Consider the following 26,356-nt stretch of genomic DNA (forward strand, 5'->3'; position numbering starts at 1 on the left):
ATATTTCCCAACAAAACGGAGTAATTATTATTTTATGGATAAAAATCATTTTCGCAAAATTTCTTAAATTTGCAGACTATGGGAAAAATAATGGCGATTGATTATGGGAAAAAACGTTGTGGAATTGCTGTTACCGACGATATGCAGATTATTGCAAGCGGTTTGGAAACCATCGAAACAAGAGATATTTTTGAATTTTTGAAAAAGTATTTTGTTGAGAATCAGGTGGATTCAATCGTAGTGGGACTTCCTACAGATTTAAAGGGAAATCTTTCTGAAGTGGAAACAGAGATTTTAAAATTTCTGGAACGTTTCAAATCTGAATTTCCTGAAGTGGAGATTCATCGTTTTGATGAACGTTTTACTTCAAAAATGGCTTCTTTTTTTATTTCTCAAAGCGGAAAAAGCAAAAAGAAAAGAGAAGAAAAAGGATTGATTGACAAAGTAAGTGCAACGATTATTTTGCAGAATTTTTTAGAACAGAAACAAAGATGATATTACCGATAAGAGCATTTGGAGACTCCGTTTTGAGGAAGCATTGCCATGAAATTGACCAAGATTATCCGCAGTTGCAGGAACTGATTTCAAACATGTTTGAAACCATGGAATCTGCGCACGGAATAGGTTTGGCTGCACCGCAAATCGGTTTGGATATCCGCCTTTTTATCGCTGATTTGTCACCGCTTTCTGAAGATGAGGATTATGCAGAATTGGCGGAAGAATTCAAAAATTTTAAGAAGGTTTTCATCAATGCAAAAATTTTGGAGGAAACTGGCGAAGAGTGGAAATTCAACGAAGGCTGTCTCTCCATTCCCGACGTTCGTGAAGATGTGAAAAGAAAAGAAACCATCAAGATAGAATATTACGACGAAAATTTCGTTCAACATACCGACACTTTTTCCGACATGAGAGCACGTGTCATTCAGCATGAATACGACCATATTGAAGGAATTCTTTTCACGGACCATTTAAGTTCTTTAAAGAAAAAATTGGTGAAAGGAAAACTGATGAAAATTTCGCAGGGCGACGTTTCCGTCAATTATAAAATGAGATTTCCCAAGTAGCTGGATGATGGAAGCAGGAAGTCAAATAAAACAAGTTCAAATAAAATCAAATAAAATCAAACAAAAAATAGAAAAATGCAGTTAGAAAAAATAATTTCAATTTCTGGAAAACCAGGACTTTACAAGTTGATTTCGCAGTTGAAAAGCGGTTTTATCGTGGAAGATGTTTTAACGAAGAAAAAAGCGAGCATCTCCAATTCTTCGCAGGTAAGTTTGTTGGATAATATCGCAATGTTTACTTTCGATAAAGAAGTTCCTTTGTTTGAAGTTTTTGAAAACGTGGCAAAAAACAACGATTTCAAAGAAACCATTTCCCACAAATCGACGGATGCGGAATTGAGAGCGTTCATGCTTGAATCGCTTCCTGATTACGATACAGAAAGAGTTTACGTTTCCGATATCAAAAAATTGGCGCAGTGGTACAATATTTTGAACAAGGCAGGTTACATCACTCCTGAAAGTTTTGTAAAGGCAGAAGAAACAACAGCAGAAACTTCTGAAAAAACGGAAGCAACAGAAAAAAAGGAAGCCAAAAAAGCAGCTCCAAAAGCAGAAAAAGCAGCCGCTCCAAAAGTGAAGGCTTCAACTTCTGCCGCTAAATCTGCCCCGAAAAGTACGCACAGAAAGCAAGGATAGTTTTGCTTTCGGCGCTCGGCAATCAGCCTTCAGCAAACAAAATTTAAATATAACCTTTCCAAAATTCGGGGAGGTTTTTCTTTATTTAAAATCTCAATAAAAGCGTGAGAATTCCCCTCCTTTCGAGGGGTGTCAAATTTGTGCAACAAATTTGACGGGGTGGATTATCTTTTTTCTTTTTAAAATATTCACCAAATTTACCCGCAGAATTCACTACAAAGTAAATTCGCTGCGAAACAAATTGACAGCGAAGCGATTTCACTCTGAAAGAAATTCATTTTTTAATCCTTGCACAACTTTGACAAAGTTCCGAACTTTGAAAAAGTTTCCAAAATATTTCAAATCTCATGAATTCCAAAGCACAAAAACTCGAAGCCTTCTCGCAACTTTTAGACATTATGGATGATTTGCGGGAAAAATGTCCGTGGGATAAAAAACAGGATTTGCAGAGTTTGCGGCACTTGACTTTGGAGGAAGTGTATGAACTTTCCGACGCACTTTTGCAGGAAGATTTGCCCGAAATTAAAAAAGAACTCGGCGACGTTTTGCTACATTTGGTTTTTTATGCAAAAATTGGTTCAGAAAAAGGAAGTTTCGATATTGCTGATGTGATCAATTCTTTAAATGAAAAACTGATTTTCCGTCATCCACATATTTATGGTGATGTTGAGGTGAAAGATGGAGAGGAAGTGAAACAAAATTGGGAGAAACTGAAATTAAAGGAAGGCAACAAATCTGTTCTTTCAGGGGTTTCCAAAGGAACTCCAAGTATGGTGAAAGCGTTTAGAATTCAGGAAAAAGTGAAAGGAATTGGCTTTGAATTTCACGATGCAGAAGATGCGTGGAAAAAAGTAGACGAAGAACTCGCCGAATTTCATGCAGAAACTGATTTGGACAAAAAGGAACAGGAATTGGGCGACGTTTTCTTTTCGCTCATCAATTATGCGAGAATTGTGGGGATCAATCCCGATTCAGCCTTGGAAAAAACCAATTTAAAATTTATTTCCCGTTTTCAAAAGATGGAGAAATTGGCTTTGGAAAAAAATATGATTTTAGCGGATTTGAATTTGGAGGAAATGGATTTGCTTTGGGAAGAAGCGAAGAGGTTTTAATGGGTGAGTTGGTGTGTTTGTGAGTTGGTGAGTTTGTAGGGACAAATCGTGAATTGTCCAATAGGTAGAATATTTTGAGATTGTTCAGCTCTTCAATAAAATAATCCTTCAAGTTTCACATTCTTGAAGGATTATTTTTTTAGAAGTTACTCAAAATAAGTGTGATAAGTTTCCATGGAATCTTCCAAAACATCGATCGTTTTTTCGGCTTCCTGTTTATTAGGAGCTTTTGCGAGCAAGTCGATATTCTTCATGTGGTCGGTTAACCAAACGTGAAGAGCATCATGCGGTTTTCCTGTCATGGTGCAGCTTTTAATCAATTTTTCGTTGGCGGAACTAAGGTGGGCTGCAAGAACTTTGTAATCATCTTTGTCATCGTCAAAATTTTCTAGAAGTTTTTCCTGTTCGTTGATGAAAGGAAGCATTTCTGCATTGGTTTTCCATTTCTTCCCGTTGTCGAGTTCTAATTTTGTACTTTCAGCGGAATGTTCTTCTTGAGTTGCGTGTTCATCGTGATTTTCCGCGACTTGTTCTGTTTTTGCAGCATTTTCAGTAACAACGGTTTCGTTTTGTTTCTTTTCACAAGAAGTTAGAATCGCAATTCCTAGGATTGCAGGAACAATTAATTTCTTCATTTCTTAAATATTTTAAAGTTGGTTATGGTAAAAATTAAAGTTAGAACGGTACGAAAAGCCAGCGCTTTCACGGTTTTTGTTTCGTAAATTCCGCCCGAATTGATATGAAAATATAGAGCGATGAACGTGATTACTAAAATGATGAATGCAAGAATTAGAAGGTATGGCGACCACTTTTTATCCTTAAAAATTCCGAAAGCTGCAGTCAAATAAAGAAATCCGCAAATGAAATTGGCAATCACGACAAATGGAACATAATTCCCTTCCTTTTCCCGAATTCCAAACCAATCGAAAAGTACGGAACTGCTCATAAAAGCAGTAACCAATCCGAAAATTGTTAAAACGAAAAGCAAAATTTTCTTTGTCATTTATGCAAGTTAATGAAATTAAACTTGGTAATTTTCTTAACCTTAACCTTAACCTTAACCTCTCTTCCTGTAGTTCCAAATCGCCAAAGAATTGAAAACTACTGCCATTGCAATTAGTGCAGAAATTTGCGGAAATAAATCGGTTAACTTGCTGTCTTTCAAAATAATCAGGCGCACAATTTCAATCATATAACGAAGCGGATTAAAGTAAGTGATTTTTTGCGCCCAATTTGGCATACTTTCAATTGGCGTGAAAAGTCCGCTCATCAAAATAAAGATCATCACGAAGAAAAAATTGATGAACATCGCCTGTTGCTGCGTTTCGGAAAAAGTGGAAATCAAAAGCCCATAACCTAAAACGACCATCAAGTAAATCGCTACAAAAAAGTAGAGTAGGAGCAGATTTCCGTGGATTTCTATTCCATATATAAATCTTGAAATCAATAATCCAATCGTAAACACCACGTTTCCTAAAATCCAAAACGGAATGGTCTTTCCGAGGATAAAATAACTTTTCTTGATGGGTGACACGTTGATTTGCTCGATGGTTCCGATTTCTTTTTCGGCGACGATATTTAATGCGGAAAGCATTCCTGCAACAAGTGTTATTAAAAAAACCAAAATTCCTGGAACGAGCGAAAGTCGGTAATTATAAGTTTGATTAAACCAAAGCGAGGAACGAACTTCCAAACCCGAATTTTTTATCTTTTCCGCGATTTGAGGATGGTATTGAATGTTGATTTTTTGATTGAATTTTCTCAAAATTGCAGAAAGGTAAGTTCCTGAAAGTCCTGCTTTTGTTCCGTTGATGGCGTTGATTGCTATCGAAATTTTCTGTGAGTTTTCCCGAACCAGATTCTTTTCAAAATTTTGTGGAATTTGAAGAATCAAATCGGACTTTTCTTCCTCTAAAGTTTCATAAGCAGCATCATAACTTGCGCCGTAGTAATAAATTCTAAAGTAACCTGAACTCGTGATATCATTGATTAAATCTCGCGAAAGCGTGGAATGGTCCTGGTCAACAACGGCAAGATTGATGTTCTTGATTTCGTAATTTGCAGCCATCGGCAAAATCAACAACTGCATCATTGGAGCCACAAAAATGATTGCCAAAATCGATTTGTTCCGAAAAATCTGTCGGAATTCTTTTTTGATTAATATGGAAAGTTGACGAAACACAGGTTTTTGTTTAAAGTTTAAAGTCTCAAGTTTCAGGTTTCAAATTCACCATTCACTTCCGAAGGAAAATTCACCATTCACTTTTTTTTACTCAAGTCTAATTTTAAATTTCTTTATTGCCACAACAAATAAAACTCCCATCATTCCAAGCAAAACGAGCAATTCTTTCCAAATGATGAACAGTCCTGTTCCTTTAATCATGATGTTTTTAATCATTAAATAATACCATTTTGCAGGAATGATATTCGAAATAACTTGCAACGGAATCGGCATGTTTTCAATCGGAAACATAAATCCGCTCAAAAGCAAAGTCGGAAGCATCATTCCCAAAAGTGAAATCAACATCGCCTGTTGCTGAGTTTGAGTGAAAATTGAAATCAAAATTCCGAGGAGAAGACTTACTGTAATGTAAACAAAACTCACGGCAAAAAGCAAAAACAAACTTCCGTGAATCGGCAATTCGAGCAAAGTCACGCTCAAAATTAAGATGGAAACTAAAATCAACAACGATAAAAATAAGTAGGGAACTGCCTTGGAAATAATGATGAATGCAGGTTTCATCGGCGATACCAAAAGAATTTCCATGGTTCCTGTCTCTTTTTCCTTCACGATGGAAATGGCGGTCATCATCACACAAACAATTAGTAAAATCATCGCCATCACGCCTGGAACAAAATTCGGTGCGCCTTTCAACTGCGGATTATAAAGCATCCTGATTTCGGGTTTGATGACCATTTGATTCGTAGTCTGCAATTGTTTTTTGGTGTAAAAATCAGTGGCGATATTTTCTAAAAAATTGGTGATTTGGTTGGCGAGATTAATGTCAATTCCATCCACAATTAATTGAATATCAGTTTTTTCAGCGTTATTAATATTTTTAGAAAAACCTCTCGGAATATTCACAATCACTTTTATTTCCCCCGTTTTAAAAACCTCTTCAAATTCTTTTTCGGAACGAATGTTTTCCGCAATATCAAAGTATCGGTTCTGATTAATTTTCTCTAAAAGTTGAGCCGATTCCTGCGTCTTGTCTTGGTCGAAAACAGCGATTTTGGTGTTCTTGATTTCCGTACTCAAAGCAAAACCAAACAACAAAACCTGCACAATCGGCATCCCGAAAATCATCAGCAAAACCCGTCTGTCACGCAAAACATGATAGAATTCTTTTTTGATGAAGGGGAGAAGTCGGTTCATACGGGTTACGAGTTACGAGGTTCGAGATTCGGGTTTTGAGTTGTTTAGTTTCTGCTATTTTTAATTCACCATTCACTTTCTATCATTCATTTCTTTCCGCTTTTCTCGCCAGCTGATAAAAAACTTCATCCATATTTTCGGCATTAAACTGTTTTTTCAAATTTTTAGGCGAATCGAGCGCCTCAATTTTTCCATCCACCATAATCGAAACTCGGTCGCAATATTCCGCCTCATCCATATAATGTGTCGTCACGAAAATCGTGATTTCCCGTTCGGAAGCGTCATAAATCATGTCCCAAAATTGTCGCCGCGTTACAGGGTCAACTCCGCCTGTAGGTTCGTCCAGGAACACAATTTGCGGATTATGGAAAACCGCCACCGAAAAAGCAAGTTTCTGTTTCCAACCCAAAGGAAGTTCCGAAACCAACTTGTTTTTCTCGCTTTCCAATTGTAGTTTTTGCAGCAGCTCGTCACTTTTTGTTTTAATTTCCGAATCGCTTAAACCGTAGATTCCACCGAAGAATTCAAGATTTTCTTTCACGGTCAGATTTCCATACAGCGAAAATTTCTGACTCATATAGCCAATATTTTTCTTGATTTGCTCGGTTTCCCGGTACACATCAAAACCCGCCACTTTGGCCTCGCCTGAAGTTGGGATGGAAAGTCCGCAAAACATCCTCATCGCCGTAGTTTTTCCTGCACCGTTTGCGCCGAGAAAACCAAAAATTTCCCCTTTCGGAACCTCAAAACTAATGTGGTCAACCGCCGTGAAATCGCCAAATTTTTTGGTGATGTTTTCTGCGAAAATTGCTGTCAGCTTTCCGCTATTGGCTTTCTGCACTGCATTCATTATTTATTATTTTAGGAGCTACACTGTTTTCGCATCTTTTAGAGTTCGGTCCCGTTTTCCACTGCAATTCCTCGCTCCTCCTTCGTCGTCGCTGCGGGATTTCCGTTGCAACCGGGGATAGAATTTCGTTCGTTTATTTTTTGAAGGTTTTCATTCATTACTCATTATTCATTACTCATCACTTATTTTTTGCAGAAAGCAATAAGATAAAACTATCCTCAATCGTCGCCTTCGTCGGGTTGATTTCAATTTCCGTCAAACCATTTTCCTTTAAATATTGTACAAGTTTTTCTTTGTCAAAATTTTCATTTTTACCGATGATTAAATGCGAAAATTCTCCAAAAGCGTAGGCATCTTCTTTATCGGGATAATGTTCAAGAACTCTCAAAAGTTTGGCATTTCTTCCTGCTTTTACTTCGAAAATCTGTTCAGGAAACTCATCTGAAATCTCTCTTGGAGTAGCGGTTTTCAGAATTTTTCCGTTTTGCATTAAGGCGATTCTGTCGCACATTGCAGCTTCGTCCATGTAAGGCGTTGCCACGAGAATCGTGATGTTTTGTTCTTTCAAACGTTTCAGCATTTCCCAAAATTCTTTTCGTGAAACAGGGTCAACTCCTGTGGTCGGTTCATCGAGGAAAAGGACTTCAGGTTTGTGGATTAAGGCGCAACAAAGTGCGAGTTTCTGCTTCATTCCACCCGAAAGCTGTCCTGCTTTTCGGTTTTTAAATGGTTCTAATTGAACATAAATATCTTTGATTAAGTCATAATTTTTCTCAACCGTCGTGTTAAAAACCGAAGCGAAAAACTGTAGGTTTTCTTCCACACTCAAATCTTGATAAAGGGAAAACTTTCCGGGCATATAACCAACAATTTTGCGGATTTGTTTGTAATCTTTTTCAATATCGAAATCCAGTACTTTCGCCATTCCTGAATCGGGGAGAAGCAGCGTGGTCAAAATTCTGAAAACCGTAGTTTTTCCACTTCCATCTGGACCAATTAATCCGAAAATTTCCCCTTCTTTCACCGAAAAAGACAAGTCATCCACCGCAAGAACTTTTTCGTTTTTCTTGCCGTAATTTTTGGTGATATTTTCTACTGAAATTGTAGGCACAATCTAATTTGAAGTTTGAAATTGTTTGAAGTCGTTTGATATTGTTTGATTATTGTAATCCGAAATAAAATTTTTGAGCCTTTAAGAAATTCACAATTCACAGCGAAGCGAATTCACTATTCACTTTTGAAACGTGCAGCTTCCAACCTAAAACCTCACTTCTCCATACATCCCAATCTTCAAAAACCCGTCATTTTTCACACGAATTTTTGTAGCGTAAACCAAGTTGGCTCTTTCGTTTTTGGTCTGAATGGTCTTCGGGGTGAATTCCGCATCAGAACTTATCCAATAAACGGTTCCTGGAAGTTCTCTGGTTTTTCCGTCGCCTGAATCCACCAGAATTTTTACGGACTGGTTTAATTTTACTTTTGCGATTTGGTCGCCTGTAATGTATGCACGAAGTGTCATCTGGTTCAAATCCGCCATTTTGAAAATTGGTTTTCCTATCGTTGCAAATTCTCCTTTGTTGGAATATTTGGTAAGTACTGTTCCCGAAATCGGACTTTGAATAATGTTGTGTTTCAGCTGTTCATCAAATTGAGCCACTTTTTTTTCGGTCGGATTTCGCTCGCTTAAAACCGCTCGATTTTGAATCGCAACATTTTCTTTCGCAGCAGAAATTTGTTGATTTACAGTAGAAAGTTGTGTTTGCGCTGCCTGAATTTGTTTTTGAATCACCTCAATATTTCCATTCGCATCATCCAATTGTTTTCTTGTTGCGGCATCGCTTTTTACCAAATTTGCCGTTCTATTTCTTTCTCTCACCGCATTTTGAAGCTGCTCCTGAAGCACAGAAATATTGGCTTTTTGCGAATTGTACTGGCTTTGCAACACCGAAATTTGCGGCAAAGCGGAATTGGTTTTCTGTTCAATCGCGTTAATCGAAGCTAGAACCTGTTCTTTCTGAAGTTCGATTCCTTTTCCGTCGATAATTCCCACTTCCTGATTGGCGTTTAGGGTTTGACCTTCCTCTAATTTCAGTTCAAGAATTTTTCCTGTCGCTTCTGCGGTAACCATGACTTCATCGGCTTCAAAAGTTCCTGAAGCGTCGTAATCCTGATTGGAATTTTTGCAGGAAAACAGGGAGAGAACCGCAAATGTTAATATTGTTTTTTTCATAATTTTTTATTTAACCACAAAATTTTTAACCACAAAAATCACAAAAGTTAAATGTTTTATAGAAGATTACCATGCTTTTTAAAGTTCAAATATGGCAGCTTAAAATCTCAAACCTCGAATCCCGAAACTCGTTACTCGAATCTCGGACTTCGCCTCAATTTCCAAGCTGTGTTTTCAAATTATACTGCGTCAACAAATATTGAATTTCATGTTTAATTTTTGAAATTTTGGCCTGTTCTTCGGCGTTTACTTCACGCAGATAATCGTTGGTGTTGATGACGCCGTTTTCCAGTTGGGCGAGACTTGCTTTTTTGATGCTTTCTCTTAAACTGATGATTTCGATATCTTTATCAATCAATTTTTGAATTTTTTCTAAATCGTTACTGTTTTGAATCATCGAAAATTTTTGATTAAAAAGAAAGTTTTCCTTCTGAATATCAATATCTTGTTGTTGATTGTCAATCAAAGCGAGTTCATTGCTTTTGGTGTAAAATCCTGAAATCGGAATATTTAGTTTGATGCCGCCAATAAAGAAAGTATCAAATTCATTTTTCAACATATTCAATCCCGGTTTTCCGTAACCTGCTTGTAAAAATGCGCCAAGTTTTGGAAGGTTTTTACTTTTAATTAAAGACTTTTGAGATTCTGAAAGTTGTTTCTGCAAATCAAATAGTTTCAGTTCAGGACGGTTATTTTCGTTCGTTAATAAAAGTTTTTCAGGTTTTTCAAGTTGAGTATCTTCATCCAAATTTTTATTGGTGAAAAAAGAAAGCATTTTAATGAAATTACTTTTCAGCGATTTTAATTCAATTTGCTGCTGCTCGATATTGATGAGTTGTGCCTTCAAAACATCTACGTTGCTCCGAAGAATAGTACCGTATTTCAGTTGTGCTTCTGCTTTTTTCAACCCGTTTTGAAGGTCGCTTTTCGACAAATCCAACTGGTTGATTTGTTCATCCGTTTGGATGATTCCGAAGAAAAGCTGATTGATTCGGTCTTTTAATTTTTCGAGTTCTACCTCGTTTTTCTGAATTTCGGTTTGGGACTGGAGTTCCGCTATTTTCTTTTGGTTGGAAATCATTCCGCCATCAAAAATAGTTTGATTTACGTCTGCAAAAAATTTGTATTGGTCTTTGCTTAAAGGTTCTACGGTTGCATTGGGAAGTTTAATCGGTAACTGTGTTACATCCGATTGATAAGTTGCCTGTCCCAAAATGTTGATTTGTGGCAACCAAGCTTTCGATGCGTTTTCGACGGTGTAATCTTTTGATTTTGCAAGTAAATCGTTTCGTTTAATCAACGGATAATTTCCCCTTGCCAATTGATAACATTGTTGTAAAGTCAATGTCTGTGCATTCATCGAGAAACAGTACAGCAGAAATAAATATTTAAATTTCTTCATTTGTTCTTTAATTTTATCTTCGGAACTCCTAACTATTTAAAATCAATTTAATCCATTGCGGGACAAGCGTTTTTCTTTCTTCCACAAATTTTTGAAATTCATCATCATTCATGATGTGAAAGTTTTGAAAAACAGGTCTCGCCAAAAAAGGAAAAACAGTCATTCCCAAAAAATTTAGCAGAAAATGAAACGGGTTGAGTCCAGGATTTTTTTCTTTAATCTGTTGAATGATGACCGAATTCATCAATATTTTTTCAACGGGAAGAATCGATTTGATGTCGGAATTTTTCTTTTGAATTTCGCTGATGACAAACAGGGGAAGGTTTGGGTTTTTAGATAAAATTTCAAAATACTTTTCGCTCGCCAAATCTATTTTTTCCTCAATCGTCGTTTTTTCATTGCTGATAATTGGTATTATTTTTCCGAAAAGGAGCACAATTTTTACCTTCATCACCTGGTCGAAAAGTTTTTCTTTGCTGCGGAAATAGTAATTCAGCAGCGCCAGGTTAATTCCTGCTTCATCTGCAATATCGCGTGTTCTTGCTCCTGCAAACCCTTTTTCGGTAAAGACTTTCGAAGCGGCAAGTAGGATTTTGTCTTCAGTAGAAATTTCGTTTTCAGACATTTTGTAATCTTTTAACGAAGCAAATTTACAATTAAAATTTTGATTTAAACAAATTATTTAATTAAATGATTAAAAATTTTTTCCAAAAAAACACAGCTAAAGAACTGTGTTTTAAAATAGAAATTTGATTAATTTTAATTATCGTGACCGTACATTTTGTTGTAAAGCTTGATGTATCTTTCCTTTACCGCTTTTCTTTTCAGTTTCAAAGTCGGGGTAAGCTGGCCAAGTTCGATGGACCATACTTCAGGTGTAAGTTCAAACTTTTTGATTTGCTCCCAACTTCCTAATTTGGTGTTCAAATAATCGATTTCTTTTCCGATTCTTTCCTTTAATTCAGTGCTTTTTACTATTTCTTCAGGTGTTTTGCCAATATTGTAGCCTTTTCGTTCTGCCCAATGTTGCACAAAATTAAAGTCAGGTTGAATGAATGCACACGGCATTTTTTCGCCGTCTCCAACAACCATAATTTGTTCGATAAATTTAGAGGCTTTTGCTTGGTTTTCAATTACTTGAGGTGCGATATATTTTCCACCGGAAGTTTTGAACATTTCTTTTTTACGGTCGGTGATGTGTAGATAACCTTCTTCATCGATATGGCCAATATCTCCGGTTTTGAAATAACCTTCTTCGGTGAAAACCTCTTTCGTCATTTCTTCATTCTTAAAATATCCTTTAAAAACGGAAGGTCCTTTTACAGTTATCTCGCCATCTTCCTGAATTTTTACATCCAAATTTTCTAAAACATGACCCACGGTTCCAATTTTAATCTTCCCGAAACTGTTCACCGAAATTACAGGCGAAGTTTCTGTTAAACCGTAACCTTCAAGAATCGGAATTCCCGCATTTTGGAACATTTTGTTTAAACGTGGAGCCAAAGCGGCAGAACCAGAAACCAAAGTGATAATATTTCCACCTAAACCTTCTCTCCATTTTGAAAAAACCAATTTATCTGCAATCATTTCTTTCAATCCGGATGGTTTTCCGATGCTGTTTTTTGCTTTGTTCACCCCTAAAGCCCAAAGGAAAATTCTAGATTTCAAGCCACCTGCAGAAGTTCCTTTGTCATAAATTTTATCATAAACTTTTTCGATAAGTCTTGGAACAACGGACATGATGTGTGGTTGAACTTCCTTAATGTTATCACCCATTTTTTCGATGCTTTCGGCAAAGTAAACCGTGTATCCGTTATATTGATAAAGATAAAAAAGCATTCTTTCGAAAATGTGGCAGATCGGCAAGAAACTCAATACTTTAATGTCCTTGTAGTCCATACCTTTCACTCTTGGAATTCGTGGATCTGAAGCAAGAACGTTTGCTACAATATTTTGGTGAGTAAGCATCACCCCTTTTGGTTTTCCGGTGGTTCCGGAAGTATAAATAATGGTCGCCAAATCTTCCGAATTAATGCTTTTCGAAAGATCATCCACTTCAACTTGGGTGGCTTCATCTTCGCCTAAATCAATAATTTCTTTCCAGTTAGCAGCGCCATCAACTTGGTCAAAAGTGAAAATTCCCTGTAAAGAAGTTACATTTCCTTTAATTTTCAAAACTCTGTCGAGCAGTTCTAGGTCTGAAACAAAACAATATTTTACTTCGGCATTATTAAAGATGAAATCATAATCTTCAGGTGAAATTGTGGGATAAACAGGAACGGAAACTGCGCCAATCTGCGAAATTCCCAAATCCATTACTGCCCATTCTGTGCGGGTTGCAGTGGTGATTAAAGCAATTTTATCGCCTGGTTTGATGCCTAGTTTCAGCAACCCGCGCGAAACTTTATTTCCTAGATTAATGTACTCCTTTGTGGAGGTTTTTTGCCAATTCCCATGGTATTTGGTGACGAACATGTCATCTTGTGGATATTTTTCCAGCGCGTTATGTGCGAAATCGAATAGTCTTTTTATGCTCATTTCAATGTTTATTTTGGTTGTTGAATCTGCTTCGACTTTAAATTTTAAGGCCTTAAATGTAAAACTATTAATTTTATTTCATCCGACAAAAACTATTTTGCGCATAAAGCGTATTTAAATTTTTTAATTTTTAGAAAAATTGTAAATTTACCCTCAAACATTTAATATACTTTATGGACTTTAATTTATCGGAGGAGCAGTTGATGATTCAGCAAGCAGCAAGGGATTTTGCACAAACTGAACTTTTGCCCGGCGTGATCGAAAGAGACAATGAACAGAAATTTCCTTACGAACAGGTAAAGAAAATGGGAGAACTCGGTTTCCTTGGAATGATGGTTGATCCAAAATATGGCGGCGCCGGAATGGATAGCGTTTCCTACGTTCTTGCCATGGAAGAAATTGCAAAAGTGGATGCGTCTGCTGCGGTTGTAATGTCGGTGAACAATTCGTTGGTTTGCGCAGGTTTGGAAAAATTTTGCAACGAAGAACAGAAGATGAAATATCTGTATCCATTAGCAAGTGGAGAAGTTATTGGTGCATTTGCGCTTTCTGAACCAGAAGCAGGATCGGATGCAACTTCACAAAAAACTACTGCCGAAGACAAAGGTGATTACTACCTTCTGAACGGAATTAAAAACTGGATCACCAACGGTGGAAACGCAACGTATTATATCGTTATTGCTCAAACCGACCCAGAAAAAAAACATAAAGGAATTAACGCATTCATCGTAGAAAAAGGTTGGGAAGGTTTTGAAATCGGACCAAAAGAAGATAAACTGGGAATCAGAGGTAGCGACACCCATTCCTTGATTTTTAACAACGTAAAAGTTCCTAAGGAGAATAGAATTGGTGAAGACGGCTTCGGTTTCAATTTCGCGATGGCGGTTTTAAATGGAGGACGAATCGGGATTGCTTCCCAAGCTTTAGGAATTGCTTCCGGAGCTTATGAATTGGCATTGAAGTACGCAAAAACCAGAAAGGCGTTCCGTACAGAAATTATCAATCACCAAGCAATCGCCTTCAAACTTGCCGATATGGCGACCCAAATTACGGCAGCGAGAATGCTGTGCTACAAAGCTGCAGTAGAAAAAGATGAAGGCAAAGATATTTCTGAAAGTGGGGCGATGGCAAAACTATATTCGTCACAAGTCGCGATGGATACTACGATTGAGGCTGTTCAGATTCACGGTGGTTATGGTTATGTGAAAGAGTATCATGTAGAAAGAATGATGCGTGATGCAAAAATTACCCAGATTTACGAGGGAACTTCCGAAATTCAGAAAATTGTAATTTCAAGGTCTATTGCGAAATAATCATCTAACAAAAAACGGATAATATCATGAAATACATTTGGATCACTTTAGTTGCCGTATTGCTTCTTTTAGGAGGATTTGTTTGGTACAAATATTTTTTCGTTTTCGGTGAAGGAGTGAAATCCGGTGTTTTAAATTATGCCGTGAAAAAAGGAAATATTTTTAAAACGTATGAAGGGAAACTCATCCAGGAAGGTTTTGGTCGGGGGAAAACCGGGGCTTTAACCAGCTATGAGTTCGAATTTTCCATTGAAGATGAAGTGGTATTTAAGCAACTCGAAATGAACAGCGGGAAAACTTTCGACCTTCATTACAAAGAATATCATGGCGTTCTACCATGGCGCGGAAACACTACTTATCTCGTTGATAAAGTAATCAACATGAAATAAAAAAAATCCTTTCTGATTTGCTTTCAGAAAGGATTTTTAAATTTAAACCGCCTTATTTTGTAAAATTTAAAGGGTACTTCACGTTCTTGTAAGAATCGATACTCGCTTTTAAAGAACCGACCGCTAATTGTGCCTGAATTAAAAGCGGGACATAATTTCGGTCGTTACTTACCCACAAAGTCACTCCTTCTTTGTCTTTAAAAACCCGTCCGCTGATTACTTGAGGTACGATTTTCAGCGCATTTATCTTCCCAAATTTGGTACTGATGTTTTCACTCCCTACAACCCGCAGTTGGAACGGAAACATTTCGTCGTCAATCCAAACATTTAATTTTTTTACACTTCCGACTTTCAGTTCGCTGTTATCCAAACTCCTCAAATAATAAAAAGCGGAAAGCATGTCTTGAACTCCTTTCACGGAATTCAATGTTCGTGAGGTGTTTTTTTCTTTATCGGTTAGAATCAGCGTTTGATTATTGTGGTTAAAAACGGTCTCAAAATGTTGGGTATAAGTTCCTTCCTTTACATTTCGCACGTAGAAACTCGGTAAACCTGTATTGTAATTAATAAAACTTTCATATACATCTTCCACCTTGAAAAAAGCTCGAACCGCACCGGTTGTTTTTCCTACACCTTTTACGTAAAAATGTGGCTGCCCTAGGTAAGTGGTTTTCAAAGTTGTCAAAGTCGCTGTTCCCGCATTAAGAATTCCGTAATGAATTCGGTAATTCAGTGTTTCACCAGATTGAATGTTATCAAACTTTTGCGGGAATGCAAATGCAAAGAGAAGAACTGTTAATACACTAAAAAATTTTTTCATGGTGACTATTTTGCAAAAATTTTGCCACAAATATAATACATTGGTTTCAGTCGTTTTATATATGAGATTTGTCAGTGTTATGTAATCCGCTGTTCTTTTATTTTTCTTAAATTTGCGAATCTAATTTTTCTAAATATTTCATTAATGATTACCACAGATTTATTAATCATAGGAGCAGGACCAACAGGACTTTTTGCCGTATTTGAGGCAGGTTTGCTAAAGATGAAATGTCACCTAATCGATGCGCTTCCGCAACCAGGAGGACAATTGACGGAGCTTTATCCCAAAAAACCTATTTTCGATATTCCGGGCTATCCTTCCATCAATGCTGGTGAATTGGTAGATAATTTAATGGAGCAGATTAAACAGTTTCAGCCAGGATTTACTTTGGCGGAAACAGCACAAACTTTAACGAAATTAGAAGACGGAACTTTTGAAGTCGTTACCAATAAAGGAACTGTTCACAGAGCTAAAGCTGTTGCAATTGCAGGCGGTTTGGGAACTTTTGAACCTCGAAAACCAACCATCGAAAATATTGCCGATTACGAAGAAAATGGAGTTGAATATTTCATCAAAGATCCTGAACATTTCCGTGGAAAAAAAGTGGTAATTGCAGGTGGAGGAGATTCTGCTTTGGATTGGAGTATTTTTTTGGCGAATGTAGCCCATGAAGTTACTTTAATCCACAGAAGAAACGAATTCCGCGGTGCTTTGGATTCGGTGGAGAAAGTGCAACATTTAAAAAATCAAGGAAAAATCAATTTGATTACTCCTGCAGAAGTTGTTGGAATTAAAGGTGACGGTCACGTTTCCGCAATTACCGTGGAAAAGGAAGGTGAAACTTTTGATGTAGAAACTGACTATTTCGTTCCACTTTTCGGATTGACTCCAAAATTGGGAGATATCGCCAATTGGGGATTAGAAATTGAAAAGAACGCAATCGTTGTAAATAACGCTTTAGATTATCAAACCAATATTCCTGGAGTTTATGCAATTGGCGACGTGAATACCTATCCAGGAAAATTGAAACTGATTTTATGTGGTTTTCATGAGGCAACTTTGATGTGTCAAAGTGTTTACAACATGCTGAATCCAGGCAAAAAATATGTCTTGAAATATACAACTGTAAGTGGAGTGGATGGTTTCGACGGAAGTAGAAAAGAAGCGGAAAAAGCAGTCGTAATGAAAATCGATTAAAAGCTGCAAGTCGGAAGATGGAAGCTGGATGGTACAAAAGTTCTCTCATGAATAAGATTTCTCACTTCGTTCGAAATGACAATATTGTCATTTTTTGAGAGAGGGATTTGGAGCGGCGGCGAAGCCGCCGCTCCAAATCCCAACAATATTTTAGAAAGGGCGATTGTCATTCCGAGCGAAGCGAGGAAACAAAAAAATTATTAATTTTTCATTATTCATTATTATTTAAAAAATGTCTTTAGATATAAACCTAAAAATCACAGACCGAAACGGCGACCTTCATGAAGTTGTCGCACCAACCGACATGTCGATGAATTTAATGGAAGTCATCCGTTCCTACGAACTGGCGGAAGAAGGAACCATCGGAGTTTGCGGTGGAATGGCGATGTGCGCTTCTTGTCAGGTTTATGTTTTGAATGGCGAAGAAAAATTACAGGAAATGGGAGCTGAAGAAGACGCGATGTTGGCTGAAGCTTTTCATGTGGAACCCAATTCCCGGCTCGGTTGCCAAATCCACATCACCGAAGAAATCGAAGGTTTGGAAGTGGAGATTGCGCCGTATCCCTAAACAATAGCCAAGTAACAAGAGCAAGGAAACAAGTCGTCAATTGTGAATTTTTCCTTCAAAGAGTGAATGGTGAATTTTTTCCGCTCTAAGAATTAGCTGCAAAGCAAATTCAGTCTGAAAGATATTCATTGACGAAGTCAAATTCGCAACAACACACCCACAAAAAATCACACTCTCAAAACTCCCCGAAAACCTCTCGCTGCGTAATAAGATTCCGCCCCGTTGTGGTAAATAAAGACGGTTCCGAAACGGTAATCCCCAAAAATAGCTCCACCTAATTTTCTGATTTTTTCAGGCGTTTTCAGCCAACTTGAAGTTTTAGAATCAAATTCGCCAAGTGTTTGTAAATGGCGATATTCTTCTTCGTTTAGAATTTCAATTCCCAAAGATTTTGCAAATTCTGTTGCCGAGTTTTTTGGTTTGTTTTCTTTCCGTTTATCGAGTGCTTCTTGGTCGTAGCAAAAACTTCTTCTTTCTTTCGGACTTTCAGGGGAACAATCATAGAACAAAAATTCGCCATTTTCAAAACCTACAACATCCGGTTCACCGCCGGTTTCTTCCATTTTTTGGAGGGATTCTAATTTCTTTGGATTGGCTTCGAGTTTTTTTTGAACATCATCCCATTTTAAATTTTGATGACGATTCAGATTTTTTTCGAAACGGCTTTTTAGAATGTTAAGTAAGTCTTCAAAGTTTTTCATGAATATTTTGGTTATGAAAAAAGTGCAGTTAAAAAAATAAATTTCAACTGCACTAATGTATTCATTCTTAAGTATTATTATTAATTTTTTGCAGGAATGTCCGCCAAAATCTCCTTCAAAAATCCCCAGAATTTCTGCACCGACGGAATATTCGCTTTTTCATCCGGCGAATGCGCTCCACGAATGGTGGGTCCGAAACTCACCATTTCCATTTCGGGATAGTTTGCACCGATAATTCCACATTCCAAACCTGCGTGACAGGCGACAACATGTGGTTTTGAACCGAAATCTTTTTCATAGATTGTTTCCATTAATTTCACGATTTCTGAACCGGGTTTTGGTTTCCATCCTGGATAAGATCCGCTGAATTCCACGTTCATTCCCGCCAATTCGCAAACGGCTTTCAATTGTTCAGCCACCGCAAATTTTGTGGATTCTACAGAAGAACGGGAAAGATTTAATATTTTCAGTTCTCCGTTTTTTAACTCAACTCTTGCTACGTTGTTTGATGCTTCCACCAAATCTGCAACATCGGGCGACATTCTGTAAACGCCGTTGTGTAAAGCTTTTAATGCTAAAATAATTCTCGCTGAATTTTCTTCAGAAATCGCTTTTTCAGGAGTAGAGAAAGTTTCAATATTAATCGCCAAATCCTTTTCAACATCGGCAAACTCTTCCAAAATTGCTTTTCTTAAAACATTTGCATCTTCAATAAACTCAATCGAATTTCTTACCGATAAAACTGCAAACGCCTCTCGCGGAATCGCGTTTCTCAAACCACCGCCATCAATAGAAATCAACTGTATATTTTGGCTGTAAAGTCCTGTAAATAAAAGTCTTCCCAAAATCACATTCGCATTTCCGAAACCTTTGTGGATGTCCATTCCGGAATGGCCGCCTTGCAAACCTTTAATTTCAATTTTTATGATTTGTCCTTTAGATTCTTCCAATTCGTAATTTTGAGTGGCGGTTACATCAATTCCACCTGCACAACCGATATCGATTTCGTCATCTTCTTCGGTGTCGAGATTCAGTAAAATTTGTCCCTGAAGTTGACCCGGCTTCAATCCCATTGCTCCGGTCATTCCCGTTTCTTCATCAATCGTAAAAAGTGCTTCCAAAGCAGGATGAGGAATATCATTGCTTTCCAAAATCGACATGATTGCAGCGACTCCTAAACCATTGTCCGCTCCTAAAGTGGTTCCTTTTGCTTTCACCCAGTCTCCATCCACTTCCATTTCAATTCCCTGCGTTTCGAAATCGAAATTGATATCGCTGTTTTTTTGGCAAACCATGTCAAGATGCGATTGCAATACGATGGATTTTCTATCTTCCATTCCCGAAGTTGCGGGTTTTTTGATGATGACGTTTCCTATTTCGTCCACGTTGGTTTCCAGACCAAGATTTTCGCAGAAATTTTTAATGAATTCGATCACTTTTCCTTCTTTTTTTGAAGGTCTTGGAACAGCGTTCAATGCTGCGAAATTTTTCCAGATTATTTGGGGTTCGAGCTGTGTAATTTCCATAGAATTTTATTTATCCCAAATTTACGAATAAAAAATGCTCCCTAAAAAACGGAAGCATTAATTTTTGTTCAATGTCTTTTTTAACCTCTTTCTCTTTCTAAAAGAACCATCATGAGGAAAGATAAAATAACGAGTGATTCGTCCTCATCGTCGATATCGATCAATCTGTCGAGCTGGAATCGCCTTCCGATAAGCGAAGGCATTTTCTTTAGTTTGAAGTATTCTTTTCCCGACGCATCTTTCACCGTGTAGGAAGGATTCAGAAAATATCCGGTAAACATTCCAATAATAGGTATTTCACCTACGAAACTGTCCCAAATTTTGATCCAAGCATTGTCTTCGTTGATCTGAAATTTTATTTTTTCATTCCCGTCAATGATATCGTATTGAGATTTCCAAATAGAGCGCATTCCTTTTCTGGCAAGTCTTCCAAGGTTTTTATGGGTCGATAAATCCGTCATTGAATAACTTGCGTTGAAATCTAACCAACGATCCGCCTTGATTCTGAACAATTCCTGCGATTTACTTTCATCATTGAAAACGATCACATCTTCTTTTAATTTGAACATTTTTTCACGAACATACGCTACATAGTTCCCGTGTCGGTCGGTAATATTGAAATCGCTGGAAAGCGTGGTGATTTTGAATTTAAAATCGAGAGGATAATTTAAGTTTTTAAGAATCATAGAGGTTGTTTTTTCAAAGGTAATAAAACGGACTAAACTTGCAGTTTGAGATATTAAATTTTATTTTTGCGAAATGGATTATCCTAGCAAAGTTTTGGCAAAAGCAGTGGAGGAAATTTCGGGACTTCCCGGAATCGGCAAAAAAACCGCATTGCGACTGGCTTTACATTTATTGAAGCAGCCCGAAAGTCAGGCAATCGTTTTGGGTGAATCTTTGCAGAAATTGGTTGTAGATATTAAATATTGCAAGGAATGCCACAATTTTTCTGACTCAGAAATTTGCGAAATCTGCGCAAACCCAAAAAGAAATGATGAGATTCTTTGCATCGTAGAAGATGTTCGCGATGTGATGGCGATTGAAAACACCAATAAGTTCCGTGGAAAATACTTGGTTTTGGGCGGCAAAATTTCACCGATGGAAGGAATCGGTCCCAATCAATTAAATATTTCATCTATCGAAAAAAAATTGCAGGAAGGATACATCAAAGAACTGATTTTCGCTTTAAGCGCAACGATGGAAGGCGATACCACTGCTTATTACATCTATAAAAAATTCAAAAATTTTGAGGTGAATTTTTCAACCATCGCACGCGGAATTTCTGTTGGCGACGAGTTGGAATATGCCGATGAAATTTCGTTGGGAAGATCTATTCAGAACAGATTACCGTACAATGAAGCAGGATAAATAGATTTTATGATGGGAAAAATTTTATCCTTTAACTCCGAAAAATCCACCTTCTTTTTAAGATACTTCATATTCTTTTTTGTGAACGGACTCTTCATTATAAAATACGGAAGCGAACATTTTTCTGCTCTTCAAGCTTCAGCATTTCTTTTTTTGTATATCATTTTTTTTTCAGGGTTTATATTTCTAGTAAAAAAGATTATTCTAAAGGATTCTGTTTTTAAAATATTGTTTTGGTTGATTGTTCCGCTGTTTTTCTTATGCACCGTTTATATCAACAGAATGGTTGATTCTCAAAATTTAATGACCGATCGGTGGGCGGCAATGGAAATCAGCATCAATGCAATTTTACGAGGCGAATATCCATACAATATTGTTGATTTTCAAGGGAATGAATCTTCTAATCTGCCTGTTTTGGTTCTATTGGGAATGCCTTTTTATTTGCTTTTTGGGAGCGTTGGTTATTTGCAATGTTTTGTTTTTGTATTATTTTCGTTGATTGTTTTTAAATTTTTTAAAAATTATCGAGAACGAGTTGTGGCCATTTGTTTACTCATTTTTTCACCGTCTTATCTTTATGAGATTTATACGAAAAGTGACTTATTTTCAAACTTCATTATTGCGGTCGGAGCGATTCTTTTTCTTTGGAAATACTTCATTAAATCGACAAAATTAAGATATGAATATGTTGCAATTATTGCAGCTTTGCTTCTATTGACGAGGATTCCGATACTTTTTCCTTTAATGATACTTTTGCTCCGTAAAGTTTATTTTTTAAGTTTTAGACAGAAAGTTATTTTCGGTTCAGTTTTAATATTAACAACGATCCCGTTTCTGATTTGGTTTTTCTTGCCGGCAGAAAGTTGGGAACTGATAAAATATCACAATCCTTTTCAATTGCAGAGCAAACAACCTGTTTTTTTTAGTTTTTTTTTCTTCACTTTAGCGGGAATTTTATCCTTTAAAGTAAAGAATGTTAAAAACGTGCTTGATTACAGTTCATTTGTTTTGTTCTTTTCCGTAATGTCGGTTTTTTTATTGATGATTTATTGGTACGGATTGAAATCTGTTTTTTTTGAATCCGGTTTTGATATCAGTTATTTCAATGTGGCGATGCCATTTTTTATTTTGAGTTTACCCTTGAATAACAGTATTTTGGGGAAGGAAGCACTACTAAAAATTTAGGGATGAAAAAGATAATTTCCGTTGTTTTGCCGGTTTACAATTCATCACAAACAGTAGTGAAAGCTCTAAATAGTGTCAAAAATCAAACTTTTGGCAGTAAGAATTTTGAAATAATCATCGTCAATGACGGTTCTACTGATGAAAGTTTAAACATTGTTGAAAAATATAAGGCGAAAAATCCGACACTGAACATTTCTATTTTTAGCCAAAAAAACGGTGGAGTTTCAAGTGCGAGAAATACAGCGCTAAAAATTGCTGAAGGCGACTACATCGCTTTATTGGATGCAGATGACGAATGGTTGCCGACAAAAATTGAAAAGCAAATAAATCTACTTGAAAATAAAGAATTGCACATCGATTTTTTATCCGTAAAAAGAACAAATCAGAAAATACTTTATCCCTACAAGGTAAAAGACGGATTGGCTGAAATCACTTTCAGAAAGCTGTTAATTAGAAACGAGGCTCAACCTTCAACCGTTGTTTTTAAAAGAAAAGTTTTGGAAAATACGGGGCTTTTTAACGAAACGCAGCGTTATGCGGAAGACATTAATTATTGGCTGAAAGTTTCTCTTAACAATAAAATGTTTATTTTAGATGAAGAATTGTTGCTTGCAGGTGAAGGAAAAAGAACGTTCGGAATTTCTGGGCTTTCTGCAAATTTGTCAGAAATGGAGAAAGGTTTTCACCGTAATTTGAAAGAAATCTTCGAGATGAAAAAGCTATCGCCAATTGAATATCAACTTTATCGAATATTTTACAGAATTAAATACATCATTCGGATCTCCCGAAACAAATTCCTGAAATTGCAGGGAAAATAGAAAATAATGTCGCACGAAATTAAAAATATTTTAATTACCGGTGGAGCCGGATTTATCGGGAGCAAACTCGCTTTGTCATTGATTAATAAAGGATATTCTGTAACCGTTTTGGATTGCCTTTCAGAACAAATTCACGGCAAAAACCCAGAAGCAAATTCATCTCTGTTCAAAAGCATTTCAGGAAAGGTAAACTTCATTAAGGGAAATATCTGCAACCGAAAAGAAATCCAAAAAGCAGTTGAAGGTCAAGACGCCATTGTTCATCTCGCCGCAGAAACCGGAACCGGACAATCCATGTACGAAATCGAGAAATATGCAAACGTGAATATTTCCGGAACGGCATTGTTGCTCGATGTTTTGGTGAATCAGAAAAACTCGGTGAAAAAGTTTATTTTGGCTTCTTCAAGAGCAGTTTACGGTGAAGGAAAATACATCAATTCAAAATCAGAAATTGTTTATCCCGAACATCGAAATTGGGATGAAATGCGCCAAAAAAACTTCCAAATGACCGATCATAATGATGAAATTTTGGAAGCGGTTGCAACGGACGAAGAATCAAAACTGCACCCAACTTCTTTCTACGGAATTACTAAACTGCAGCAGGAACAGATGGTAAAGCTCGTTTGCAGCTCGATTGGAATTGATTTTGTAATTCTTCGTTACCAAAATGTCTTCGGAGTGGGACAGTCTTTATTAAATCCTTATACGGGAATTCTTTCCGTTTTTTCTACGCAAATTTTAAACGGTAAAAACATCAATGTTTTTGAAGACGGTTTACCGACAAGAGATTTTATCAACGTGGATGATACGGTTGAGGCAACGGTTCGAAGCCTTGAAATGGCTTCTGCAAACAACGAAACCATCAATATTGGAACCGGAATCGCAACCACGATTTTGACGGTCGCGGGACTTCTTTCTCAAAATTATCAAAAAAATACGGAGATCAATATTTCCGGCGATTTCAGAATTGGCGACATACGTCACAATTTTGCAGATTTAAGTAAAATGAAAAAATTGCTCGGTTTTGAACCCAGGAAAACTTTCGCACAGGGAATTGCTGAGTTTACGGAATGGGTTTTGAATCAGCCGGTTCAGGAAAGTAATTTTGAACGTTCCATGCAAGAGTTGAAAAGCAAAGGCTTTTTGAAATCATGAATTTGAATGGAAAAAAAATATTGTTCCTTTCTCCTCATTTTTTCGGTTACGAAAAAGCGATTGTCACCCGTTTGAAAGAACTCGGTGCAGAAGTTGATTTTTTTAACGAAAGACCTTCAGATTCTGTTCTGTCACGCGGAATTATTCGGGTGAAAAGCAGTCTTTACCAAGCTAAAATCAACAAATATTACAAAAATATTCTGAATAAAATTAAAGGAAAGAATTATGATTTTTTACTTTTGATTAAAGGCGAAACGATTCCATTTTTCTTTCTTGACGATTTCAAAACGCTACATCCAAAAGCTGTCAAAATATTTTATTCGTACGACGCGGTTTCAGAGTATCCGAAATTTTTGAAACTCTATCCTTATTTTGATCAAAATTTTACGTTTGAACCTTCTGATGCAAAGAAATATCAATTACATTTCCGGCCATTATTTTTTTTGAATGAATATAAAAATTCGGCACACAAAATTTCAAAATACGACATCACGTTCATCGGAAGCGCGCACACCGACCGATATTTGATAGGAGAGAAGGTGAAAAATGATGCAAAAAAATTAAATCTAAAAACTTTCTTTTTCTATTATGCACCGGGAAAAACAGCTTTTCAACTCAAAAAAATATTTGATAAAAATCTTCATACATTTGATGCTAAAAAATTAAGTTTCACCAAACTTTCCCATTCGGAAATTGCAGAAATTTATCAACAGTCGTTTTCGGTTTTAGATATTAATAAACCTTTTCAAGATGGTTTAACGATGCGGACTTTCGAAACTTTAGCTTCCGGTAAAAAATTGTTGACAACCAATTCAGACATTAAAAATTATCCATTTTACGATCCACAAAATATTCTGATTTTAGACCGAAATGATTTGAAAATTTCTCCTGAATTTTTTAACACACCTTTTCAAGAAATCCACCATGAAACGCTAGAAATGATGTCGCTGGATTCTTGGATCAGTTGTTTGTTCATTAAAAATCAAGACGATTATTGGAAAATGAATTAAATAAAAAAACGGTTTGGAAAATCTTCAAACCGTTTTTTGTATGATTAAATCTAACTTCCTATTTTGCTGGCGCAGCCGGAGTTTGAACAGGCGCTGTTGCAGGATTATTTGTTGCAGGCGCTGTTTGCGGAGCTGGAGCTTCTTTTTTAGCCGGAGAAGTTTGTTGGAACGTTTGAACAGGTTTTGCCGTCAAAATTACGCTCAACAAAATTAAAGCTACAATGATGATTCCTAAAGTCCAGGTTGCTTTCTCCATGAAATCGTTGGTTCTTTGAACGCCGAACTGTGCAGAAGAAGTCCCGCCAAAAGTTCCGGAAAGACCGCCTCCTTTTGGATTTTGCGCCATAATAACGATAATTAGTAAGATACTCGCAATCATGATAAGAACCATGAATAATGTAAATATTGTGCCCATTGTTTGTTCTAAAATTTAGTTTGCAAATATAATGTATTTTTTTAAATCTCTGTTTTGATTTGCCAAATAATTGATAATGAAAAACAACAGAAAATCAGAATAACAAATCTTTAATTGTGAATAATACAGAATAATTTTGTTCATTCAGCAAAAAGTTAAATCATATTGTGTTAATGTTTCTTAAAGCAAAATAGAATGGTGAAAAAATTGCTTATCTTTAAAATCACCAAAAAACGTTTTAACATGATTGAAAAATTGAAAAATCTGCCGGAAAGCGTTTTGGGTTTTACGATTCACCACCGAATCACGAAAAGTGACTTTAAAAAACTCATCATGCCCGAAGTTTCGCAGGGAATAGAGAAAAATCCCAAACTCGATTTCTTGTATATGATTGATAACGAAACCGACACTTCGTTCAGTGTTTGGTTCGAAGATGCAATTCGCAAAGTTCAGAATGTTTGTTCGTGGAACAAAACCGCCTTCATCACCGATTGCGAAGGAATGATTAAACCCGTCAGCAATTTTCAGAAATTCATGAAAGGCGATTTTAAAATCTTCAAAAAGAGTGAAGAACAGGAAGCCATCGCTTGGCTACAAACACCGTAGAATAATATTGTATTCGGAATTTTGAATATTGAATAAAAAAATGCCTTCTCAAAATCTGAAAAGGCATTTTTTAT

The 26,356-nt window shown here is 36.6% G+C and carries 30 protein-coding genes; 15 read left to right on the forward strand and 15 right to left on the reverse strand.

What is annotated here, in order from left to right; all coding sequences use genetic code 11:
- Positions 1-78: 78 nt before the first annotated feature.
- From ruvX to mazG, 4 genes are all read left to right on the forward strand, one after another.
- The gene (gene ruvX, locus J4771_RS12805) at positions 79-495 is read left to right on the forward strand and encodes a Holliday junction resolvase RuvX (protein WP_224135377.1); all 417 of its coding nucleotides are present in this window, start codon (positions 79-81) and stop codon (positions 493-495) included.
- The gene (gene def, locus J4771_RS12810) at positions 492-1,064 is read left to right on the forward strand and encodes a peptide deformylase (protein WP_224135378.1); all 573 of its coding nucleotides are present in this window, start codon (positions 492-494) and stop codon (positions 1,062-1,064) included. Before ruvX ends, def begins: the two co-directional genes overlap by 4 nt.
- A gap of 75 nt (positions 1,065-1,139) precedes the next feature.
- Positions 1,140-1,700 (forward strand): DUF5606 family protein, encoded by a 561-nt coding sequence (locus J4771_RS12815; protein ID WP_224135379.1) that lies wholly within the window; start codon positions 1,140-1,142, stop codon positions 1,698-1,700.
- A gap of 347 nt (positions 1,701-2,047) precedes the next feature.
- Entirely contained in the window at positions 2,048-2,812 is a 765-nt protein-coding gene (mazG, locus tag J4771_RS12820) for a nucleoside triphosphate pyrophosphohydrolase (protein WP_224135380.1), read from the forward strand.
- A gap of 146 nt (positions 2,813-2,958) precedes the next feature.
- Here the strand turns inward: mazG and J4771_RS12825 are convergent, their stop codons facing one another.
- From J4771_RS12825 to J4771_RS12870, 10 genes are all read right to left on the reverse strand, one after another.
- Positions 2,959-3,447: a hypothetical protein gene (locus J4771_RS12825; RefSeq protein ID WP_224135381.1), complete on the reverse strand. Its 489-nt coding sequence runs from the start codon at positions 3,445-3,447 to the stop codon at positions 2,959-2,961.
- Positions 3,444-3,815, reverse strand: coding sequence for a hypothetical protein (locus tag J4771_RS12830; RefSeq protein ID WP_224135382.1), 372 nt, complete (start codon positions 3,813-3,815; stop codon positions 3,444-3,446). The genes J4771_RS12825 and J4771_RS12830 overlap by 4 nt, the downstream gene beginning before the upstream one ends.
- A 54-nt stretch (positions 3,816-3,869) precedes the next feature.
- Positions 3,870-4,928: an ABC transporter permease gene (locus J4771_RS12835; protein ID WP_262900178.1), complete on the reverse strand. Its 1,059-nt coding sequence runs from the start codon at positions 4,926-4,928 to the stop codon at positions 3,870-3,872.
- A gap of 153 nt (positions 4,929-5,081) precedes the next feature.
- Positions 5,082-6,188, reverse strand: a complete 1,107-nt coding sequence (locus J4771_RS12840) for an ABC transporter permease (RefSeq protein ID WP_224135384.1) — start codon at positions 6,186-6,188, stop codon at positions 5,082-5,084.
- An 82-nt stretch (positions 6,189-6,270) separates the two neighbouring features.
- Complete coding sequence (locus tag J4771_RS12845) at positions 6,271-7,038, reverse strand: ABC transporter ATP-binding protein (protein ID WP_224135385.1); 768 nt, start codon at positions 7,036-7,038, stop codon at positions 6,271-6,273.
- A 178-nt stretch (positions 7,039-7,216) separates the two neighbouring features.
- The gene (locus J4771_RS12850) at positions 7,217-8,149 is read right to left on the reverse strand and encodes an ABC transporter ATP-binding protein (protein ID WP_224135386.1); all 933 of its coding nucleotides are present in this window, start codon (positions 8,147-8,149) and stop codon (positions 7,217-7,219) included.
- A gap of 147 nt (positions 8,150-8,296) precedes the next feature.
- On the reverse strand, positions 8,297-9,268 hold the full coding sequence (locus J4771_RS12855; protein WP_224135387.1) for an HlyD family secretion protein: 972 nt from the start codon (positions 9,266-9,268) through the stop codon (positions 8,297-8,299).
- Between the two features lie 154 nt (positions 9,269-9,422).
- Positions 9,423-10,670 (reverse strand): TolC family protein, encoded by a 1,248-nt coding sequence (locus J4771_RS12860; protein ID WP_224135388.1) that lies wholly within the window; start codon positions 10,668-10,670, stop codon positions 9,423-9,425.
- A 28-nt stretch (positions 10,671-10,698) separates the two neighbouring features.
- Positions 10,699-11,295, reverse strand: coding sequence for a TetR/AcrR family transcriptional regulator (locus J4771_RS12865; protein WP_224135389.1), 597 nt, complete (start codon positions 11,293-11,295; stop codon positions 10,699-10,701).
- A 134-nt stretch (positions 11,296-11,429) separates the two neighbouring features.
- Positions 11,430-13,208 carry an AMP-dependent synthetase/ligase gene (locus J4771_RS12870; RefSeq protein WP_224135390.1) on the reverse strand — a complete coding sequence of 593 codons (1,779 nt, stop codon included), beginning with the start codon at positions 13,206-13,208 and terminating at the stop codon, positions 11,430-11,432.
- 173 nt (positions 13,209-13,381) lie between these two features.
- On the opposite strand from J4771_RS12870, the gene J4771_RS12875 reads away from it, so the two are divergent.
- Positions 13,382-14,521 carry an acyl-CoA dehydrogenase gene (locus J4771_RS12875; RefSeq protein ID WP_224135391.1) on the forward strand — a complete coding sequence of 380 codons (1,140 nt, stop codon included), beginning with the start codon at positions 13,382-13,384 and terminating at the stop codon, positions 14,519-14,521.
- Positions 14,522-14,547: 26 nt separating this feature from the next.
- Positions 14,548-14,910 carry a hypothetical protein gene (locus tag J4771_RS12880; RefSeq protein WP_224135392.1) on the forward strand — a complete coding sequence of 121 codons (363 nt, stop codon included), beginning with the start codon at positions 14,548-14,550 and terminating at the stop codon, positions 14,908-14,910.
- Positions 14,911-14,962: 52 nt separating this feature from the next.
- Here J4771_RS12880 and J4771_RS12885 read toward each other — a convergent pair whose 3' ends face one another.
- A complete protein-coding gene (locus J4771_RS12885) occupies positions 14,963-15,730 on the reverse strand; it encodes a DUF3108 domain-containing protein (protein WP_224135393.1) in 768 nt (255 codons plus the stop codon).
- A 144-nt stretch (positions 15,731-15,874) separates the two neighbouring features.
- Here J4771_RS12885 and J4771_RS12890 point away from each other — a divergent pair, with 144 nt between their 5' ends.
- The 3 genes from J4771_RS12890 (at position 15,875) to J4771_RS12895 (ending at position 17,495) form a co-directional block, all read left to right on the forward strand.
- Positions 15,875-16,927 carry an NAD(P)/FAD-dependent oxidoreductase gene (locus J4771_RS12890; RefSeq protein WP_224135394.1) on the forward strand — a complete coding sequence of 351 codons (1,053 nt, stop codon included), beginning with the start codon at positions 15,875-15,877 and terminating at the stop codon, positions 16,925-16,927.
- Between the two features lie 75 nt (positions 16,928-17,002).
- Positions 17,003-17,131: a hypothetical protein gene (locus J4771_RS13230; protein ID WP_262900179.1), complete on the forward strand. Its 129-nt coding sequence runs from the start codon at positions 17,003-17,005 to the stop codon at positions 17,129-17,131.
- A 28-nt stretch (positions 17,132-17,159) separates the two neighbouring features.
- Positions 17,160-17,495, forward strand: coding sequence for a 2Fe-2S iron-sulfur cluster-binding protein (locus J4771_RS12895; protein WP_224135395.1), 336 nt, complete (start codon positions 17,160-17,162; stop codon positions 17,493-17,495).
- 167 nt (positions 17,496-17,662) lie between these two features.
- Here J4771_RS12895 and J4771_RS12900 read toward each other — a convergent pair whose 3' ends face one another.
- The 3 genes from J4771_RS12900 to J4771_RS12910 all read right to left on the reverse strand — a co-directional run bounded on the left by J4771_RS12900 (position 17,663) and on the right by J4771_RS12910 (position 20,408).
- Entirely contained in the window at positions 17,663-18,196 is a 534-nt protein-coding gene (locus J4771_RS12900) for a DUF4256 domain-containing protein (RefSeq protein WP_224135396.1), read from the reverse strand.
- Between the two features lie 80 nt (positions 18,197-18,276).
- Entirely contained in the window at positions 18,277-19,722 is a 1,446-nt protein-coding gene (locus J4771_RS12905) for an aminoacyl-histidine dipeptidase (RefSeq protein ID WP_224135397.1), read from the reverse strand.
- An 80-nt stretch (positions 19,723-19,802) separates the two neighbouring features.
- Positions 19,803-20,408, reverse strand: coding sequence for an LURP-one-related/scramblase family protein (locus J4771_RS12910; RefSeq protein ID WP_224135398.1), 606 nt, complete (start codon positions 20,406-20,408; stop codon positions 19,803-19,805).
- Positions 20,409-20,481: 73 nt separating this feature from the next.
- On the opposite strand from J4771_RS12910, the gene recR reads away from it, so the two are divergent.
- The 5 genes from recR (at position 20,482) to J4771_RS12935 (ending at position 25,261) form a co-directional block, all read left to right on the forward strand.
- On the forward strand, positions 20,482-21,093 hold the full coding sequence (gene recR / locus J4771_RS12915; RefSeq protein ID WP_224135399.1) for a recombination mediator RecR: 612 nt from the start codon (positions 20,482-20,484) through the stop codon (positions 21,091-21,093).
- 303 nt (positions 21,094-21,396) lie between these two features.
- Positions 21,397-22,278 (forward strand): hypothetical protein, encoded by an 882-nt coding sequence (locus J4771_RS12920; RefSeq protein ID WP_224135400.1) that lies wholly within the window; start codon positions 21,397-21,399, stop codon positions 22,276-22,278.
- A 2-nt stretch (positions 22,279-22,280) separates the two neighbouring features.
- Positions 22,281-23,096 (forward strand): glycosyltransferase family 2 protein, encoded by an 816-nt coding sequence (locus tag J4771_RS12925; protein WP_224135401.1) that lies wholly within the window; start codon positions 22,281-22,283, stop codon positions 23,094-23,096.
- 6 nt (positions 23,097-23,102) lie between these two features.
- Positions 23,103-24,251 carry an NAD-dependent epimerase/dehydratase family protein gene (locus J4771_RS12930; protein WP_224135402.1) on the forward strand — a complete coding sequence of 383 codons (1,149 nt, stop codon included), beginning with the start codon at positions 23,103-23,105 and terminating at the stop codon, positions 24,249-24,251.
- Positions 24,248-25,261 carry a CgeB family protein gene (locus J4771_RS12935; protein WP_224135403.1) on the forward strand — a complete coding sequence of 338 codons (1,014 nt, stop codon included), beginning with the start codon at positions 24,248-24,250 and terminating at the stop codon, positions 25,259-25,261. Before J4771_RS12930 ends, J4771_RS12935 begins: the two co-directional genes overlap by 4 nt.
- A gap of 58 nt (positions 25,262-25,319) precedes the next feature.
- Here the strand turns inward: J4771_RS12935 and secG are convergent, their stop codons facing one another.
- Entirely contained in the window at positions 25,320-25,676 is a 357-nt protein-coding gene (secG, locus tag J4771_RS12940) for a preprotein translocase subunit SecG (RefSeq protein ID WP_224135404.1), read from the reverse strand.
- A gap of 243 nt (positions 25,677-25,919) precedes the next feature.
- Here secG and J4771_RS12945 point away from each other — a divergent pair, with 243 nt between their 5' ends.
- Entirely contained in the window at positions 25,920-26,282 is a 363-nt protein-coding gene (locus J4771_RS12945) for a SpoIIAA family protein (protein ID WP_224135405.1), read from the forward strand.
- Positions 26,283-26,356: the final 74 nt, after the last annotated feature.

The organism is Candidatus Kaistella beijingensis, assembly GCF_020084865.1.
Lineage (GTDB): Bacteria > Bacteroidota > Bacteroidia > Flavobacteriales > Weeksellaceae > Kaistella > Kaistella beijingensis.